Genomic DNA, 14735 nt, shown 5'->3' on the forward strand with positions numbered 1-14735 from the left:
AATTCCCTACCAACTAAAGCATACGAGAGTCAAAGTAGAGCTCGTTGTTTAGAATGTGTACGCCAAACCTGTGGACAAAAATAGACTGCTTTCATCATAGAATTCGATATCAGAGTCGGTCTCTTGGTAGCCTGCCATTACATTCCATTTTGTGTCAGGGAGTGCAAAAGGTTTATCAAAACTGTAGATAGAGAAGACTCCCAGCGCATTCGCGTCCTGCTTTTGATTAAACATAGGGTTATCTTGCTCATAGTCCGCGACACTGGCTCTCATTGTTGTGACGAGACTATGGCGGGAAAAGTTCATCACAATACCAAGCTGTGCTGCATAGTCACTGTAACTGTGTGCTTTTCCATCTGCATCTTTCAATGTGTATTGGAAGGCAGGCGCTAAAATAATATTGCGGCTCAGTGGAAGGTTTGTCTCGATCGTGGCGCGATGATATTGGCTATCACGTTTTAAAAGGGAGCGTTGCGTGCCATCAAGTAAGCTATTTTGACCGATTTGGTCATGCTCAATATCACTTTGCGCATACGCGTAACGCAGCGTAACAGGGATTGGTGCAAAAAGCTCAAACGCAACACGACCACCAATGATATCTTGATCGGTTTTACTACGTGATTGCTGGGTGAGGTAAGGATCTTTCCATGCCTCAGTCATCCCCGGAATGGTACTAAACATTGCAAATGTAACTAGGGTATCAGGGGTGAATTGATGAAGAATACCAAGTTCAGATTGGAACTGAGCTTCGGCAATTTGGTCTTGGCTGTTACCAAAGAAAATGGCCGTTTCACCAAATGAGTATTGTAAGCGGCCTAAGGGAAACACCTTGGCATCGGTTACTGATGTTCCGTTGTTATTCAAGTCTGGGGTGATAGCATTGTTATCATCTGTATTTAACTGAGATTGGCCAGAAGAATAACCCAAGTTAAGGCTTATCCCACCACTAAACCCTTGCTCTAAGCCATGACTTGGATTTGCTATCGCAAGCCCAGAGAACAAAGCACAAAGACTGACAGAGAGTAGACGATAATGGTTCATACTCGCTCCTTGTATAGCCACTGACGGTCATTATTGTTTCTACATGAGTTTTTATAACGTCAATATGCAAATAATGCGCTATCTGCGAAGTTTTGTGGATTATATAAGTCACACTTTGTCAGATTTGTTGAGTGAATCTATGCTAAATGCAAATTTGAGAGTGCTTAGCTAAATCTGAGAACGTAAAAAAGGGAAAGTTGGCAAAGATAAGAAAGGGAATAACAAAACGGCCTCCGCATAGGGAGGCCGCTAAATCGATTGTAGACTTAGGCTTATGCTTCGTCAGAACCGGCAATGACGCGGTAAACGATTGCACCTAGAATGGCACCGAAGATAGGTGCAACCCAGAATAGCCATAGCTGAGACGTTGCCCAGTCACCTACATACATAGCCACAGCAGTACTACGTGCTGGGTTTACTGAAGTGTTGGTTACAGGGATACTGATCAAGTGGATCAGTGTTAGACACAGACCGATAGCGATTGGTGCAAAACCTTGAGGTGCACGTGAATCAGTTGCACCCATGATGACGATAAGGAACATCATCGTCATTACCACTTCAGTGATAAGTGCTGCTGTCATTGAGTACTGGCCAGGAGAGTGTTCACCAAAACCGTTTGACGCAAAGCCAGATGCCGCAACATCAAAGCCAGCTTGGCCAGATGCGATGAGGTAAAGAATACCACCTGCTAGTAGGCCACCAATCACTTGAGCAGCGATATAAGGAATAATGTGTTTTGCATCAAAACGGCCGCCTGCCCATAAACCGATGGTTACTGCTGGGTTCAGGTGACAACCAGAGATATGACCAATAGCGTAAGCCATTGTCAGTACCGTTAGACCAAATGCCAACGATACACCCAGAAGACCAATGCCCACATCAGGAAAACCTGCTGCTAAAACCGCACTACCACAGCCACCTAACACTAACCAAAACGTACCAAACGTTTCTGCTAAATATTTTTTCATGATTTGTCCTAATCGTTTCGTTATTTTTCAAAGACCCGTGAAAAATAGTCTAGAAATGTCAGGTTTGTGTGAGACAAATAGAGAAATTGAGGAAGATCACGAGTTTACGGATCAAGGTCTCAAATATGAGGCAGGTTAAGTGAGTAATTCCAATTCAGTAATATTGTTCAGCGCTTCTTGATTGCTTTTTCCACAAACGACTGGGCAAGGTTTGAAATCATGGCAAACTTTTGGTCGCTCTGGCTTGCCAAACAGTTTGCAAAGGTTGTCTTCGGTTAACTGAATACAACGGGTACCCGCTGGTTTACCTTTTGGCATTCCAGGTATTGGGGAAGAAATACTTGGTGCAATGCAACATGCACCGCAATATAAACGGCATTCCATCGTTGTTAAGCTACCACCACATGAGTTGTATTGAGGACGGATCAGGGGGCGCACTTTAACAAAGCTTGACGTTTGAAGAAACTAAAAAAATGCGGCTGTAAAATCAGCATTTGAAATCAGCAAGTTGGCTAATGCTTAAGATAAATAGATTATGAGTCAGTCAGCAGTGGCAAGGCATTTTCAGTAGTGAACAAGGGAAATGGCTAAATGTGATGACGTTAAGTGTTATCACAATGGCCAATGTGATGCTAAAGCGATGGATTGGTAACTTAGATTAATTCTCTAAAAAGTTAATATTTTCAATGGGTAAGTGGCGCTAAGGGTATTTCTTTGAATTTCATCCACTTGAACTTTGTGACATGAAGCGGTATAAAACGCTCCCTTTATTGAATATCTAAAGATTAAGTCTATGAGCACACCATTTTGGCAAAGCAAAAAGCTAGAACAAATGAGCGAAGAAGAGTGGGAAGCTCTATGTGATGGCTGTGGTAAATGCTGCTTACATAAGCTCATGGATGAAGACACCGATGAGATCTACTACACCAATGTCGCGTGCAGCTGGTTAAACAGTAAAACGTGTTCGTGTAAAGATTATCCAAATCGATTCTCTTCAGGGGAGGAGTGCACCAAGCTGACTCGTGAAGATATTGATGATTTTACTTGGTTACCTCATACCTGCGCTTATCGACTTCTTGCTGAAGGGGAAACACTTCCCGTGTGGCATCCTTTAATTACGGGAACTAAATTAGCGATGCACGAAGCGGGTGAAAGCGTCCGGAATAAAGTGGTCTACGAGATTGATGTCGTTGACTGGGAAGACCACATTTTAAACCATCCTAACAGGGGCTAGGCGCAGCAAGGTATATCAAGGCTTTGCTTGTGGTCACTTCATCAATAATCATCAATGTTTATCTATATTCTGAAAATTTGTGGACATAATGTGGACGTTTTAGTGTCCACATTAGCCACTTATTTGAGGTTCGCTAAAGGGTTTTTCGTGACCACATCTTCTAGGTGATCGGGGGCTAGGTGAGCGTATCGCATGGTCTGTTTTATGTCACTGTGACCAAGGATTCGTTGCAGGGCGATAATGTTACCACCATTCATCATGTAGTAAGACGCAAAAGTGTGGCGCAGAACGTGGGCGGCTTGCTGCTTTAGTCGCGGAACATTACGCACGATAAATCGGTAAACCGTCGAATAGCCAATGTTAAACAATGGTCCAGAACCCTCTTTGTAAATCACATCATAAAGTTCTGGGCTGATCGGTACCGAGCGATTCTTTTTGCCTTTTGTCTGCGTGAACGTGACTTTGTACTTAGTGAGCTGTGCGCCAGTAAGTCGGGATGCTTCACGGAATCGACCACCTGTTGCTAAACAAAGTTTGATGATCTTATGCATGTCGTCGTGGAACTCGTGCGCTTCGGCATTGGCAATCAGTGTTTGCATTTCCTCAACGGTCAAAAACTCCATTTCCGTTTCATGTAGTTTGAATTGTCGAACAGACTGCAGAGGGTTTTCACCTTTCCATTCGCCCATTCGTTGCAGTTCAACAATCACCGCATTTAGCAAGTCTTGTTCGTTGTTGCAGGTGCGAAATGTAACAGCCACTTTTCGCCCGTTCAGGTCTGCGACTTCTCCGGCAATGCGTCGAGTTCGATAATCGGTGAACATAGCTGGCGTGACTTTTTGATAAAGCGGATCGCCCATTGCCAAACCAATAACTTTTAATTTGTTATAGGTGTATTTTGAATGGGCTAATGACTGGCCGTGGCGTTCCTGCCATAAATCAATCATATCCAGTAGGCTGCGAGTTTGGCTTTTTTCACCTAACCACGGTTTGTCGTCTGTTTCTTTTAAAACAAACTTTTCATAAGCCATCGCTTCGCCCTTAGTAGCGAAGCGTTTTCGTATGCGTTTACCATTGCGACCATTTGGCCGGACATCGCAAATCCATGGCTTTTTGTTTCCGTCTTCTACTTTTCTAACAGACATGTTTAAGAGTTAAACCTGTTAAATACTCGCACCGTATTTTAGGTGCAGTTCGTAAGAGTCCAGATCAAGGTATTTTTCTATCCATTCATCTGGGTCAAATCGCTGACTTCCAACTTTGATTTTCGTTTCGAAGTTATCAAGCTTGAAAGTTCGTTGTTCGTTGGATTTGTGGCAAATGCCTTTTACATAACCACGACCATTTCCATCAATGCCAAATTCATGGGGTGTTAGTGTTCGGCGTTCTTTGGGTTTTGACCAAGAGGTGGCATAGGAAAACTCAATATCTTTAGTCGTCCCTGTCCAAAGTGTTGTGCAGTCTCGTTCCCACTCTTCGATGCTGTCATATGACTTCCAGTCATCTTCGCGATCGGTTGTAGATGTTGTGATAGAAACTTTAATAGCTGGTTCAGAGGTAGGTAACTCTACAGGTGGTTTCTCGATGCCGTAAGTTTTTAAAACGAACTTCTGAGCTGATGGGGTAAGTTTCTTTTCAATACAATATTTTGCCCACTGTTCATCATCGTTGATGATGGTAAGCATTTTTTGTTTGCGCTGGTTTGCTTTTTTAAACAGAAATACAAAAAGCTCACCAATGCTATAAACAACAAATCCTAATATGGTTATTCCAACTAATGTACTAGCCTGCTTGTCACCGGAAGCAGAAACAGCCAATGTGAGAAGTAGCCATGCGAAAGAAATTACTCTAGATAAGGTGCTGTAACCTTTCTTGAGAGTGAACCAAGAAAAAACAATAGGGAGAAGAACAATCCCCAGTTTCAGCTTTACGCTAACCGATTTATCCATTTTCTATACTCCTAGCCATATTACGTGTTTTTATTTCTTCTTCATTTCCAAAGCTATACGACCAACAACCTTGATATCTTCTTCGGATACTTCAATGGTTGATGTTTCAAAAGCGATAGCTAGCTTTTTACCTGGTAGTCGTTGGAGGTAGTTAACTGATAGAACCCCATCAATATCTAGTAAGTAATCACCAGAAGCAGGTTGACGTTCTGCAGTGTTTACATACAAATGGCTACCATCTTGTTCAAGAACGAACAGGTTTTCTTTGATTAGACCAAAATCATTGAGCGTTGATAAACCTAGCTCTACAGTGCCAACCTTTTCTAGTTCACCGTTAACAATTGCAAATTTATCAATGTTGCTTGAGGTTGGGGCTGCTTCATTTTGCGGAAATGGTTCACCTAGACCAAGTGCCAAATAACGAACAGAAGCACCAGAAGCTAGATGCTCCCTAACGATTAGTTCAAAGCCAGTTCGGTTATGGGTGTGCCATGTAAAAAAAGTAGATTTGGGTACGCCGTAGTGATCAGCTACTAAGTCAAATGTAGAACAGCCAGTCACTTCTTTTAGCTTTTCCGTGAAATCTCTGCCTTTTAAATAATCAAATGCTGGTACCTTTGCTGGAACTCTGCTCATTTCGATGTTCTCTCATCTAAATAGCGCACTTTATGTGCGTTCTTGATCACATTTAAGTTATTTAAAACTCGCATTTAACTAATTTGGTCGAAAATAAGAGTTGACCAACTCGGTTTTGCGATCAAGAATGTGTCATATGTGAGTTGATGCTGTCATGTTCCACCAATAAGCATCAACAAATCTCAAACAAGTAGGATACCACTATGGCAAGTATTCAAATAGCAGTTGACGCACCTTTTTGTACTAAAAAAGAGTTTCTGCGTCGCACTGGTTGGTCAACATCTTCACTTGACCGAGCAATTGCGGCAGGTGACATCCCTATCCTAGAAAAAAAAGGTGAGCGCGGTAGCGTTCTAATTAACTTGGTAAAGGTTTACCAACGTGCTGCGGAGCAACAAGTATGAGCTTCGCTATCCCACCTAAAACCAAACTCACCCAGCAAGATGCAATGAGTGAGTCTTGGGAAGATAAATACCCGAACAAATGCCCAGTATGGCTAGAAGTAATTGGCTGGGCTTTCGTTTTCGTACCGTTCTTCTTCAATTGAGTATTAGTTATGGACGCAAATAACTCAATGTGCGTATTACGTGAACGCAAACAACAAGCTTTTGATGCAGCTTGCTGTGATTTTGTTGTCAATCACGATGTTGAAGCGATTGCCCGAAAGCTAGAACTTAGCGGCACTATGCTTCGCAACATGTTGAACCCAAATCAACCGCATGTGCTTAGACCTGCTGTACTTGCCTGCATCAGCCGTGTTTCTGGCGATTACTCAATCGTAAATACGTTATTTGCCGATGATGGGGTGGTCACTATCCCACTGCCAAAAGCAGTAGATGAACTGAACCTGCTTGAACGAGTTCTACAGCTACACACCCATTCTGGTGAGCTTTCTAGCGATGCATTAGCCATGTGCACCGCAGAGCGTTTACCGCGATCTACCAAACGCAAAACACTAGCCAAGGCACAAGCTGCTTTAGGCAACTTGGTTTTGCTAATCAATGACCTTGAACACCGCACCACAGGCCTGCAGCCACTTGTACAAATGGGCACAGACTTTTTGGCTAATGGTGCACCTATCCCCGGCTTAGCCTAAGGAGTAACCATGAGTCAGTTAGCTAATAAACAAGACCTACAACCGCCTGTTCATCAAGTAAGTACGCCAAGCGCACTAGAAAGTATCGCTGCGTGTAAGTCGCTTTTCGATAAAGGCGCAAAGCGTCAAAAGCTTCGCAAGATGTATGACGAAATGAGTGATCGCAGCCGTGGGCTAATCCTGATTGCAGGTGGTATGTCACCGAAAGACTACAACCGATCATTCGATTCATTTGATGATTTAGAGCTGCAGAAAGTCCGTTCTGGTATGCAGCTTTTAAAAGAAATGGTGTTGAAGTTTGACCGCAAAGTGGGCGATGTCCGCCGCTTGAAACACTCCGATATTTGCAACGTGAATTAATCACCTAGCCAGCCTTGCCCCTGTAACAGGGGGCTTTTTTTCGTCTTAGCGTAGGAGCATAGAAGATGAATACATTTGAAACACTCATCGAAGCAAGAAACCTCTTAGACCAAGTGATTAACCGTAATGTCGGTTCAATTGGTCACATCGATTTGCCTGCCGAAGCTTTAGCAAGCAAACAGAAGTTACTTAGTGGACTGAACACTGACAGAGAAGTATTCGACATCGTTAACGCAATTAATGCGTTGGCAATGGCAAATACTGATGTGATTCATGTGTTTGTTAATTTTTCCGGACATGTAAATCATTTACAAGTTTATGCAAACCCGGCAGATACCAAATATCAAGCGTCTGTACCAAAGCAGACCCTACTCGATGAGGATATCCGACTAAATAAGGAAAATGCGCTTGAGCAACTTTTATTTGTTGAGGGACAACTCACCGAGCTGATCATTGAAGCTCGTGAAGAAGCCGAAGCAAAAGCGGAGGTGACAGCATGAGCACACACGTAATGTTAGACCTAGAAACCATGGGAAATACGAGCAATGCAGCAATCGTTTCTATTGGTGCGGTTGTGTTTTCACCTGTGACTGGCGCACTTGGTGCTGATTTTGAAGTAGTGGTTAATCTTAATAGTTCTGCTTACTACAGCGATATTGATGCATCGACAGTAACTTGGTGGCTTACCCAGAGTGAAGAAGCGCGTTCAATCTTCCTGAGAGATACGCCTAAGTCGTCTTTGAAAGATGCTTTGCTCGAGCTGAACCAGTGGTTTGCTGATCTTGGTGACTCAAGAGATATTCAAGTTTGGGGTAATGGTAGTGGATTCGATAACGTGATCTTGGCGAATGCTTTTAAAGCTGTTCGCATCAAACCTCATTTTTCTCATTGGAATGACCGTGACGTGAGAACCATTGTTGAAATGGGACGTTCGATTCTTGGCATTGACCCGAAAACAACATTTACCCGTCAAGGTGTCCACCATTCCGCGCTAGATGATGCGAAGTTCCAAGCTAAATACGTTTCAGCGATTTGGAATGCGTTTTCTTCTTGTGCAACGGTCGCTAGTTTGCCAGTGGAGGAAGCGTAATGTTATTGCACCTCGTACCACAAATAATGAATCGTTATTCGAATGTTGAGCTGGAATTAATTGATGTTCAGATTCCAGAGCTAAATGTGACTCTAACGGGTGGTAAAGACCTTGTAGTTAGAAAACCATTTCCAAACAAATCCTACCATGTTGCATGTCGAAAGGTGGGGCGCAAAGCAATGCATGGTCTGTACTTGGAGGTTGATAAGCAACTAAAGAATTTCTCAGTGATTACACGCTGGAAAGCTAAGTGTGCCAATTGGACAGATGAACAAGAGAAAACACTTACTCACAGAGTTAATTACACCGTGGCTGACACTGATTTTGATGTGATCAGTGACGACCATACTATGCAATATGCCCAGTTTGAATTTGAAAGCCGTTGGCTTACAGATTTCAGAATTGACCCGCCCGTAAATACACAACCTCGTATGGATCTTCTTATATGCGAGTACCACAAACGTGGTGAAAACATTTCGCTTAAAGATGAATACAAAGATGTCGTGATGGTCAATCGAGTAGAGGACATTACGCTACCAACTATTGAAAAAGAAAGGCTAATGGAGAGAGGGGCGCATAACGACCGCTTGCCTACGTTAGACCAAAGATTCGTCGTTGATTTTTCAGAGGTGGCAGCATGAGTTCAACTACCGGAAAAGTGCAACCTCGTGAGCTGTACCCAACGCCGCCAGAAGTTGTCGACGCATTGCTATCAAAGTTAACTGTTCGCCCAACCGACAAGTTCTTAGAACCTTGTTACGGTACTGGCGCAATATTCGACAAGATAGCTTTGCCACAAAGCCAAAAGTCATTTGCTGAAATCGAAAAAGGTATTGATTACCTAACAACAGATTTTGGTACCCAAGATGTGATCATTACCAATCCACCTTTTTCACTAACGGAAGAATTCATTCGCAAAAGCCTAAGTGAGTTAGCCCCAGACGGGACAATGGCGTACCTGCAGCGTGTTAACTATTTAGGCTCTAAAAAGCGTTTGCCATTCTGGTTTGAAATCGGCTTTCCACCAAAGTGCCCAATCATCGTTCCTCGCCCTCGATTTGTTGGCGGTGGTTCAGATTCGTGTGAATACGCTTGGTTTATCTGGGATAACGGCAACCGCTTCGATATTCCTCAAGGGCTAAGCCATATCGTTTCATTTGGTCATGAGGTGGCGGCATGAGCGAACAACAGGTGATTTGCCAAGACTGCTTGAAGCTTAAACCTTTCACCGTGGCTCGCCATAACTCAGAAGAGCAATGCGAATGTGGCGGTGATTTCTGCGGTTGTGATGGTTGCCAGCACACCATTAAAGGTCTGTTGGCAGGTAAAACCAGTGCAAAAGATTTAGGCACTGTGAAAGATATTCACGGTTGGACATCAGAGGGAGTGAAGTCATGAAAGTAGAACTACGCCGAAAGTTTGTACCTAACAGCAATGGTCGTTTACAAGTTCTATCAAGTGGTGGTGGCACTCAATCTATTTGTATGGTTGTGCTTATTTATATTGGCGCAATTCCAAAGCCAGACTTGATTATCATGGCTGATACAGAGCGCGAAGCGAGCAATGTATTTGATTACCATAAAAGACACATCAAACCTATTTGCGATGAAATGGGAGTTGAGTTTGTTATCGTTCCTAAATCTGATTGGACAAATAACGATATTTGTACTGAGAGCGATGATGAAACGGTTCTGCCTGCGTTTTTCACCGAGTTCAATGGTAGAAGTGCAAAGGGGGAGTTAGGTAAGCAGCCGGGGTTCTGTTCTAGCAAGTGGAAAGTAGAGCCGATACAAAGGTACCTAAACAACAGGTTTGGAGAAAAGGAGTTAACCAAACGTGGTGTAGATTTCTGGATAGGAATGTCTTTCGATGAGCGCAATCGAGTTAAATATCCATCTGGAAAATGGCAAAAGCGTTACCCACTATTTGAAGCAGAAATCCTGCGTGAGCAAGCAATTCAAATCGTGCAAGATTTTGGTCTACCAGAGCCGCCACGCTCTGCGTGTTGGATGTGTCCAAATCGTCACGATGAAGAATGGATCTGGATGAAAGAAAATGTCCCACAAGATTTTGCTGCTGCTCGTCAATTTGAACAAGAACTACAGCAAGACTTTCCTTGGTTGTACTTGCATAAGTCTGGTGTGAAACTGGGTGAGATTATTTTCACTACCAAGCCTAAACAGCAAGATATATTCGACCAGTTCTGCGACACGGGTATGTGTTTCGTATGAACACCCTAATCGAACCAACTGAAATCGACCTATACGATTTTCCATGGCAAGCCCCTTTGACTGAGGTTGAAGCGGGCTGCTTTGGTTCGCGTCGATACAACTCAATTATTGAACCTGATGATCTTAGTGTTCTGGAACGTAAGCTATTTGAAGCTAACCCAGACGATTTCGAGTGGGCGAAAGATAAGATTAAAGACCTGCCGGACTACCTAACCAAGTACTTTGTTACTCGTTACGTTTCGGTGTTCGAAAAGAAAGGTCGTAAAGATGCCAACATATTTTTGCGTGAACGTATGGGGCCAGCCGCAGAGCGTGCGCTGATGGTTTTGCGCAAATACAAAAAGCTACCGACAACCCAAAAGGTTTCTTTGCTTAGTGAAGAGTTTAGCGACACTGAGCAAAGCGACTTTGCACAAAAAGAGCAAATGCGTTTTGACTTCGAAAAGGCAGAACGCAACCGCAAGCCAGTTAAAAGCCGACTACTGGCAGAGCTTGAGCCGTCAGAACTAAAAGACATGGCATTCAAAATTAGCCAAATCACTAAGGCTAAATTCCCTCTTATCGCTGCACGTGTGGCTAACCGTGATCTGGATGAAGACGAAATTCCAGAGGTGATCGGCTATGAAGAATTAGCCGAATTTGTCTGCCACTTTGGTATGACACCACCGCGCAAGAAAAAGAAACAAACCGACCTAACCGCACTGAATGACATTTCACGCATGTTAGATGAAAAGTGGTGGTATGGACGTCTTAACAAAACACGCAAAATCATGCGTGAACACCTTGCCATTGCAATGGGGCAAGTCTCTTCAAAAGCATCACCTTATGCGTCATGGGATTGCGTTCGTGAACACCAAGCGCAGCAAACTGCTAACTATGAATACATTAAACAATGCCAGTTATTAGATGAAGAAACAGGCGAAGAAGCTGATCTATGGGATATGGTCAAAAAGAGTGTGGCTAACCCTGCTATTCGTCGTCATGAATTAATGGTGCGTTGTCGTGGTTGTGAAGACATTGGCAACGAGTTGGGTTTGCAAGGTCTGTTCTTAACGTTGACCACTCCATCTAAGTATCACAACTCATACAAGAAAGGCGGCTTTATTGGTCATTGGAACGGTGCAAGCCCACGTGATGCGCAATCTTACCTAAACAACGTATGGCAGCGAATCCGCGCTAAATTAGGTCGTGAAGAAATCCGCTGGTTTGGTGTTCGTGTCGCTGAGCCACACCATGACGGCACACCACACTGGCATTTGCTTATCTGGGTAAAACCAGAAGACGTGATGCAAGTGCGTGACATCTTTATTTCTTACGCCACGCAAGAAGACCGTGGCGAACTGCACCCAGAACTTGAGAAAGAGAAGAAAAAGCCATTCCGCAAAGGTGCTTACGTTGGGCCGCTAGATTACCGCCCACGCTGTGACTTTGGTTTTATTGACCCAGAGAAAGGCACTGCAACGGGCTACATTGCTAAATACATTTCAAAGAACATTGACGGCTTTGCAATGGACGGGGAGATCTCGGACGAAACAGGCAAGCCAGTCAAAGACATGGCGAAGAATGTTAGTGCTTGGAAAAGCCGTTGGAACATTCGCCAGTTTCAGTTCTTCGGTGGTGCACCAGTCACGACTTACCGTGAACTACGCCGCTTCGCTAACCAGAACAAAAAAGCGTTTATGGAATACCTCTTCATGCAAGAGCGTGTCGACCTACTCACTATTTACTCAATGCTGCAGCGTGATCTTGTTGGGCCTATTAAGCCTAGCAAGCTGATCACCAATGAAGAGTTAATGAAAGTGATTGGTGATAGCTACCAGTCACGCATGAAGACCGAAGACGCAAGCATCACAGACACTTTAAAAGCTGCTGACCATGGTAACTGGCAAGGTTACATCATGGGGCAAGGTGGCCCATTCGTTAAGCGTGAAGATTTGCTGATCGTGAACTCTTATGAAGTGCTGCCGTTCGCTTCACCTCATGGCGAAGACGTCCGCAAAATCGAGGGTTTCACTACACCAGAAGAAACCATCAAAACACGCACCAAAGTTTGGACGATTCAGAAGAAATCAAAGGTTAATGATGAAGCTAAAGCGTGCGCTCTTGGGAGCGAAGCGACCGCTTTTGGAGCCTTTGGCTCCTCTCGGAGTTCTGTCAATAACTGTACGGAGCCTGAGAAAGTACAGGTCTGCGATCAGCTAACCCGATTATTAGAACCTGTTAATAAACGGGCGAATAAATCACCAAATATTGATGAAGCGGCACTGGCCGCACTGCTAAAAGGCAGTTCAATTCGCATCGACGATGCAACCAGTATTCAAATCCGCCCTGCGGAGGTAGACGAACACGGCAATAAACGCCCTGCCCAGTTGGTAGAAGTGAGCCGTCAACGTTCGGACGACACCAATTGGATGGATTTTGAGGGTTGGGACAACCTATTCGCCCAACCAGAAAAGCAAGAATATCAACAACCCGACCTGTCGATTTTCCCTGATGGGGACGACTGGCCGTTAATGTAGGAGAAAGAAGTTATGAAGAGTAATGCTGAAAGCTTAGATATGGAGTTGGTAGATGTGCTCAGCTCTGCAATTGAAGAATACGTATCAAAGATGAGCGAAGACGCGACAGACTTTGAAATTCAGTTGGCTATAAAAAATGTGTTGTCAAAAAAAGAGAATGAAATAGCAATAAAGATGCAAGGCGCAGCCTACTATGCAGCGTTAAAGAACATAGGGCGATAGCTTTAAGGAGATGACAGTGAAAAACTCGAAAGCTAAGAGAATGATTGTCACGGCAATAAATACAAATTATGGGTTTGATTACGCAACATGGGAAGGCAAAGAGTTAATGCAAACAAACTGGCATAAGAGAGTATCTCAAGGAGTATTCAGATGGTTTGGAAAGCTAAAAAAATGACTTAGCTACTAACAGCCTTTATCAACTCAAGTATTGGACGGCGGATATGAAGAGGAACATGCTTCATAGCTGCCGCCAAGTCCATATCACTGATTGACCGTTTACCAAGTTCTGCCCAAGCAAAGTCTAACCAAGTAATACCGTAGTACTCAAAGAGTCCTTGTAGTTCACTCAGCCTTGGGTCACGTCTTCCCTGCTCTATGCGCTGGTAAGACGTAAGCGAGATGTCAATTTGATTCGCAATTTGCTCTTGGCTTTTGCGATTTTTCACCCTTAATTGGATTAAATACTCAACTATTGGCTCTAATTGTTTGTTTTTACTCGGCAAAGATTCAAATCCCTAAGTCATTTCTGACTAGTAGTTGCGATTTATATGCCAACGGTGACGAGCCTTTATGGAATGGTGATCCACATATGTTTTGTGGTTATGCACCTTATGTATTATGCGCTGGCTAGGTAAAAAGCTAAGTCGCATAACCCAAATTATAGGCGACAAAAATCCATAATAAATTTGTTAGATAAAAACTACTGTATTAATATACAGTAAATCGTCAGTTAGGAGGCTAAATGTCTGAACTACATAACAATGCGGAGGCGTTTGTTTTATGCGCTTTGGCTGAGGATACAAGCGGGAACCACGAAGAAAACCAAGACATTGGCATGTTCTTAATTTCGTTGATTCTTGCCCACAAAAAAGGACAGCTAAAAGCTGTCCATGTTAATGGGTCTGAATGCGAGAATGAATTGGTTAAAACAAAGCTAACTGCTGCTTTAAGTGGTCACGGTGATCAGGCTTTAGCACCTTGATTAAGCAGTTAGCCAGTTCACTGGTATCTTTCGATGATGGGCTTAGTGTGTGACTAAAATACAAAGACATAACAAACTGATGTTCACACGCTGGGTTCTTACACTCACAATACAAATCTGCACAGTCGTTCGATAGGCGGTTGGTTTTATTAATCACCGCCCGTTCGCCACAACCGCAAGTAATGCGACTACCAAATAAAGACGGCTTACTAGTTGCACCAATTCCGAAATGAAGCTTTGACTGTTTTAGTGAGTGGCGATAGCCGATAGAACTCACAAAGGTATGCCCACATTCTGGGTTAGAACAGGAACAAGATAAATCTGCGCAATTGGCATCTTTAGCGATGCTTCTACTTACAATCGCGCGTTCACCACATTTGCAATAAACTCGCATACATTGACCTAAC

At 43.5% G+C, this 14735-nt stretch carries 23 protein-coding genes; 15 read left to right on the forward strand and 8 right to left on the reverse strand.

Annotation, left to right across the window (positions count from 1 at the left end; genetic code table 11):
* Positions 1–48: 48 nt before the first annotated feature.
* The 3 genes from ACQEXU_RS00140 to ACQEXU_RS00150 all read right to left on the reverse strand — a co-directional run bounded on the left by ACQEXU_RS00140 (position 49) and on the right by ACQEXU_RS00150 (position 2393).
* Positions 49–1041: a DUF2860 domain-containing protein gene (locus ACQEXU_RS00140; RefSeq protein ID WP_427009209.1), complete on the reverse strand. Its 993-nt coding sequence runs from the start codon at positions 1039–1041 to the stop codon at positions 49–51.
* Between the two features lie 272 nt (positions 1042–1313).
* Entirely contained in the window at positions 1314–2009 is a 696-nt protein-coding gene (gene aqpZ / locus ACQEXU_RS00145; RefSeq protein WP_427009210.1) for an aquaporin Z, read from the reverse strand.
* Between the two features lie 135 nt (positions 2010–2144).
* A complete protein-coding gene (locus ACQEXU_RS00150; RefSeq protein WP_367989189.1) occupies positions 2145–2393 on the reverse strand; it encodes a YkgJ family cysteine cluster protein in 249 nt (82 codons plus the stop codon).
* Positions 2394–2802: 409 nt separating this feature from the next.
* Between ACQEXU_RS00150 and ACQEXU_RS00155 the strand changes: the two genes are divergently transcribed.
* Entirely contained in the window at positions 2803–3243 is a 441-nt protein-coding gene (locus tag ACQEXU_RS00155) for a YcgN family cysteine cluster protein (RefSeq protein ID WP_427009211.1), read from the forward strand.
* Positions 3244–3362: 119 nt separating this feature from the next.
* On the opposite strand, the gene ACQEXU_RS00160 is transcribed toward ACQEXU_RS00155, so the two are convergent.
* The 3 genes from ACQEXU_RS00160 to ACQEXU_RS00170 are packed head-to-tail and all read right to left on the reverse strand — an operon-like array spanning position 3363 to position 5828.
* Positions 3363–4388 carry a phage integrase gene (locus tag ACQEXU_RS00160; protein ID WP_124940831.1) on the reverse strand — a complete coding sequence of 342 codons (1026 nt, stop codon included), beginning with the start codon at positions 4386–4388 and terminating at the stop codon, positions 3363–3365.
* A gap of 18 nt (positions 4389–4406) precedes the next feature.
* The gene (locus tag ACQEXU_RS00165) at positions 4407–5192 is read right to left on the reverse strand and encodes a WYL domain-containing protein (protein WP_427009212.1); all 786 of its coding nucleotides are present in this window, start codon (positions 5190–5192) and stop codon (positions 4407–4409) included.
* A gap of 30 nt (positions 5193–5222) precedes the next feature.
* The gene (locus ACQEXU_RS00170; RefSeq protein WP_029860095.1) at positions 5223–5828 is read right to left on the reverse strand and encodes a phage repressor protein CI; all 606 of its coding nucleotides are present in this window, start codon (positions 5826–5828) and stop codon (positions 5223–5225) included.
* A gap of 203 nt (positions 5829–6031) precedes the next feature.
* Here ACQEXU_RS00170 and ACQEXU_RS00175 point away from each other — a divergent pair, with 203 nt between their 5' ends.
* The 13 genes from ACQEXU_RS00175 to ACQEXU_RS00235 all read left to right on the forward strand — a co-directional run bounded on the left by ACQEXU_RS00175 (position 6032) and on the right by ACQEXU_RS00235 (position 13521).
* Positions 6032–6232 carry a hypothetical protein gene (locus ACQEXU_RS00175; RefSeq protein ID WP_029860093.1) on the forward strand — a complete coding sequence of 67 codons (201 nt, stop codon included), beginning with the start codon at positions 6032–6034 and terminating at the stop codon, positions 6230–6232.
* Positions 6229–6375 (forward strand): hypothetical protein, encoded by a 147-nt coding sequence (locus ACQEXU_RS00180; protein ID WP_171758010.1) that lies wholly within the window; start codon positions 6229–6231, stop codon positions 6373–6375. Before ACQEXU_RS00175 ends, ACQEXU_RS00180 begins: the two co-directional genes overlap by 4 nt.
* Positions 6376–6384: 9 nt before the next feature.
* Entirely contained in the window at positions 6385–6924 is a 540-nt protein-coding gene (locus ACQEXU_RS00185; RefSeq protein ID WP_427009213.1) for a phage regulatory CII family protein, read from the forward strand.
* Between the two features lie 9 nt (positions 6925–6933).
* On the forward strand, positions 6934–7284 hold the full coding sequence (locus ACQEXU_RS00190) for a hypothetical protein (RefSeq protein WP_031844042.1): 351 nt from the start codon (positions 6934–6936) through the stop codon (positions 7282–7284).
* Between the two features lie 65 nt (positions 7285–7349).
* Positions 7350–7784: a hypothetical protein gene (locus ACQEXU_RS00195; RefSeq protein ID WP_427009214.1), complete on the forward strand. Its 435-nt coding sequence runs from the start codon at positions 7350–7352 to the stop codon at positions 7782–7784.
* Positions 7781–8374, forward strand: a complete 594-nt coding sequence (locus tag ACQEXU_RS00200) for a 3'-5' exonuclease (protein ID WP_261916711.1) — start codon at positions 7781–7783, stop codon at positions 8372–8374. Before ACQEXU_RS00195 ends, ACQEXU_RS00200 begins: the two co-directional genes overlap by 4 nt.
* The gene (locus ACQEXU_RS00205; RefSeq protein ID WP_427009215.1) at positions 8374–9015 is read left to right on the forward strand and encodes a DUF6012 family protein; all 642 of its coding nucleotides are present in this window, start codon (positions 8374–8376) and stop codon (positions 9013–9015) included. Before ACQEXU_RS00200 ends, ACQEXU_RS00205 begins: the two co-directional genes overlap by 1 nt.
* Positions 9012–9554, forward strand: a complete 543-nt coding sequence (locus ACQEXU_RS00210; protein WP_427009216.1) for a DNA methyltransferase — start codon at positions 9012–9014, stop codon at positions 9552–9554. Before ACQEXU_RS00205 ends, ACQEXU_RS00210 begins: the two co-directional genes overlap by 4 nt.
* Positions 9551–9772, forward strand: coding sequence for a hypothetical protein (locus tag ACQEXU_RS00215; RefSeq protein ID WP_427009217.1), 222 nt, complete (start codon positions 9551–9553; stop codon positions 9770–9772). The genes ACQEXU_RS00210 and ACQEXU_RS00215 overlap by 4 nt, the downstream gene beginning before the upstream one ends.
* Positions 9769–10605: a hypothetical protein gene (locus ACQEXU_RS00220; protein WP_427009218.1), complete on the forward strand. Its 837-nt coding sequence runs from the start codon at positions 9769–9771 to the stop codon at positions 10603–10605. The genes ACQEXU_RS00215 and ACQEXU_RS00220 overlap by 4 nt, the downstream gene beginning before the upstream one ends.
* Entirely contained in the window at positions 10602–13124 is a 2523-nt protein-coding gene (locus ACQEXU_RS00225; RefSeq protein ID WP_427009219.1) for a replication endonuclease, read from the forward strand. Before ACQEXU_RS00220 ends, ACQEXU_RS00225 begins: the two co-directional genes overlap by 4 nt.
* Before the next feature lie 12 nt (positions 13125–13136).
* Positions 13137–13346: a hypothetical protein gene (locus ACQEXU_RS00230; RefSeq protein WP_427009220.1), complete on the forward strand. Its 210-nt coding sequence runs from the start codon at positions 13137–13139 to the stop codon at positions 13344–13346.
* A 16-nt stretch (positions 13347–13362) separates the two neighbouring features.
* Complete coding sequence (locus tag ACQEXU_RS00235; protein WP_427009221.1) at positions 13363–13521, forward strand: hypothetical protein; 159 nt, start codon at positions 13363–13365, stop codon at positions 13519–13521.
* A 1-nt stretch (position 13522) separates the two neighbouring features.
* Here ACQEXU_RS00235 and ACQEXU_RS00240 read toward each other — a convergent pair whose 3' ends face one another.
* Positions 13523–13849: a helix-turn-helix domain-containing protein gene (locus ACQEXU_RS00240; protein ID WP_427009222.1), complete on the reverse strand. Its 327-nt coding sequence runs from the start codon at positions 13847–13849 to the stop codon at positions 13523–13525.
* Between the two features lie 239 nt (positions 13850–14088).
* Between ACQEXU_RS00240 and ACQEXU_RS00245 the strand changes: the two genes are divergently transcribed.
* Positions 14089–14328, forward strand: a complete 240-nt coding sequence (locus tag ACQEXU_RS00245; RefSeq protein WP_102315534.1) for a hypothetical protein — start codon at positions 14089–14091, stop codon at positions 14326–14328.
* Here the strand turns inward: ACQEXU_RS00245 and ACQEXU_RS00250 are convergent.
* A complete protein-coding gene (locus ACQEXU_RS00250; RefSeq protein WP_076653621.1) occupies positions 14270–14722 on the reverse strand; it encodes an ogr/Delta-like zinc finger family protein in 453 nt (150 codons plus the stop codon). The two genes, ACQEXU_RS00245 and ACQEXU_RS00250, sit on opposite strands and share 59 nt — an antisense overlap.
* Positions 14723–14735: the final 13 nt, after the last annotated feature.

The organism is Vibrio sp. TRT 21S02, assembly GCF_050113675.1.
Classification (GTDB): domain Bacteria; phylum Pseudomonadota; class Gammaproteobacteria; order Enterobacterales; family Vibrionaceae; genus Vibrio.

Excerpts from the sequence above, each read along its gene's own strand:
- ACQEXU_RS00140 (WP_427009209.1), bottom strand. The coding sequence starts at position 1,041 with ATGAACCATTATCGTCTACTCTCTGTCAGTCTTTGTGCTTTGTTCTCT.
- aqpZ (WP_427009210.1), bottom strand. The coding sequence starts at position 2,009 with ATGAAAAAATATTTAGCAGAAACGTTTGGTACGTTTTGGTTAGTGTTA.
- ACQEXU_RS00150 (WP_367989189.1), bottom strand. The coding sequence starts at position 2,393 with ATGGAATGCCGTTTATATTGCGGTGCATGTTGCATTGCACCAAGTATT.
- ACQEXU_RS00155 (WP_427009211.1), top strand. The coding sequence starts at position 2,803 with ATGAGCACACCATTTTGGCAAAGCAAAAAGCTAGAACAAATGAGCGAA.
- ACQEXU_RS00160 (WP_124940831.1), bottom strand. The coding sequence starts at position 4,388 with ATGTCTGTTAGAAAAGTAGAAGACGGAAACAAAAAGCCATGGATTTGC.
- ACQEXU_RS00165 (WP_427009212.1), bottom strand. The coding sequence starts at position 5,192 with ATGGATAAATCGGTTAGCGTAAAGCTGAAACTGGGGATTGTTCTTCTC.
- ACQEXU_RS00170 (WP_029860095.1), bottom strand. The coding sequence starts at position 5,828 with ATGAGCAGAGTTCCAGCAAAGGTACCAGCATTTGATTATTTAAAAGGC.
- ACQEXU_RS00175 (WP_029860093.1), top strand. The coding sequence starts at position 6,032 with ATGGCAAGTATTCAAATAGCAGTTGACGCACCTTTTTGTACTAAAAAA.
- ACQEXU_RS00180 (WP_171758010.1), top strand. The coding sequence starts at position 6,229 with ATGAGCTTCGCTATCCCACCTAAAACCAAACTCACCCAGCAAGATGCA.
- ACQEXU_RS00185 (WP_427009213.1), top strand. The coding sequence starts at position 6,385 with ATGGACGCAAATAACTCAATGTGCGTATTACGTGAACGCAAACAACAA.
- ACQEXU_RS00190 (WP_031844042.1), top strand. The coding sequence starts at position 6,934 with ATGAGTCAGTTAGCTAATAAACAAGACCTACAACCGCCTGTTCATCAA.
- ACQEXU_RS00195 (WP_427009214.1), top strand. The coding sequence starts at position 7,350 with ATGAATACATTTGAAACACTCATCGAAGCAAGAAACCTCTTAGACCAA.
- ACQEXU_RS00200 (WP_261916711.1), top strand. The coding sequence starts at position 7,781 with ATGAGCACACACGTAATGTTAGACCTAGAAACCATGGGAAATACGAGC.
- ACQEXU_RS00205 (WP_427009215.1), top strand. The coding sequence starts at position 8,374 with ATGTTATTGCACCTCGTACCACAAATAATGAATCGTTATTCGAATGTT.
- ACQEXU_RS00210 (WP_427009216.1), top strand. The coding sequence starts at position 9,012 with ATGAGTTCAACTACCGGAAAAGTGCAACCTCGTGAGCTGTACCCAACG.
- ACQEXU_RS00215 (WP_427009217.1), top strand. The coding sequence starts at position 9,551 with ATGAGCGAACAACAGGTGATTTGCCAAGACTGCTTGAAGCTTAAACCT.
- ACQEXU_RS00220 (WP_427009218.1), top strand. The coding sequence starts at position 9,769 with ATGAAAGTAGAACTACGCCGAAAGTTTGTACCTAACAGCAATGGTCGT.
- ACQEXU_RS00225 (WP_427009219.1), top strand. The coding sequence starts at position 10,602 with ATGAACACCCTAATCGAACCAACTGAAATCGACCTATACGATTTTCCA.
- ACQEXU_RS00230 (WP_427009220.1), top strand. The coding sequence starts at position 13,137 with ATGAAGAGTAATGCTGAAAGCTTAGATATGGAGTTGGTAGATGTGCTC.
- ACQEXU_RS00245 (WP_102315534.1), top strand. The coding sequence starts at position 14,089 with ATGTCTGAACTACATAACAATGCGGAGGCGTTTGTTTTATGCGCTTTG.
- ACQEXU_RS00250 (WP_076653621.1), bottom strand. The coding sequence starts at position 14,722 with ATGCGAGTTTATTGCAAATGTGGTGAACGCGCGATTGTAAGTAGAAGC.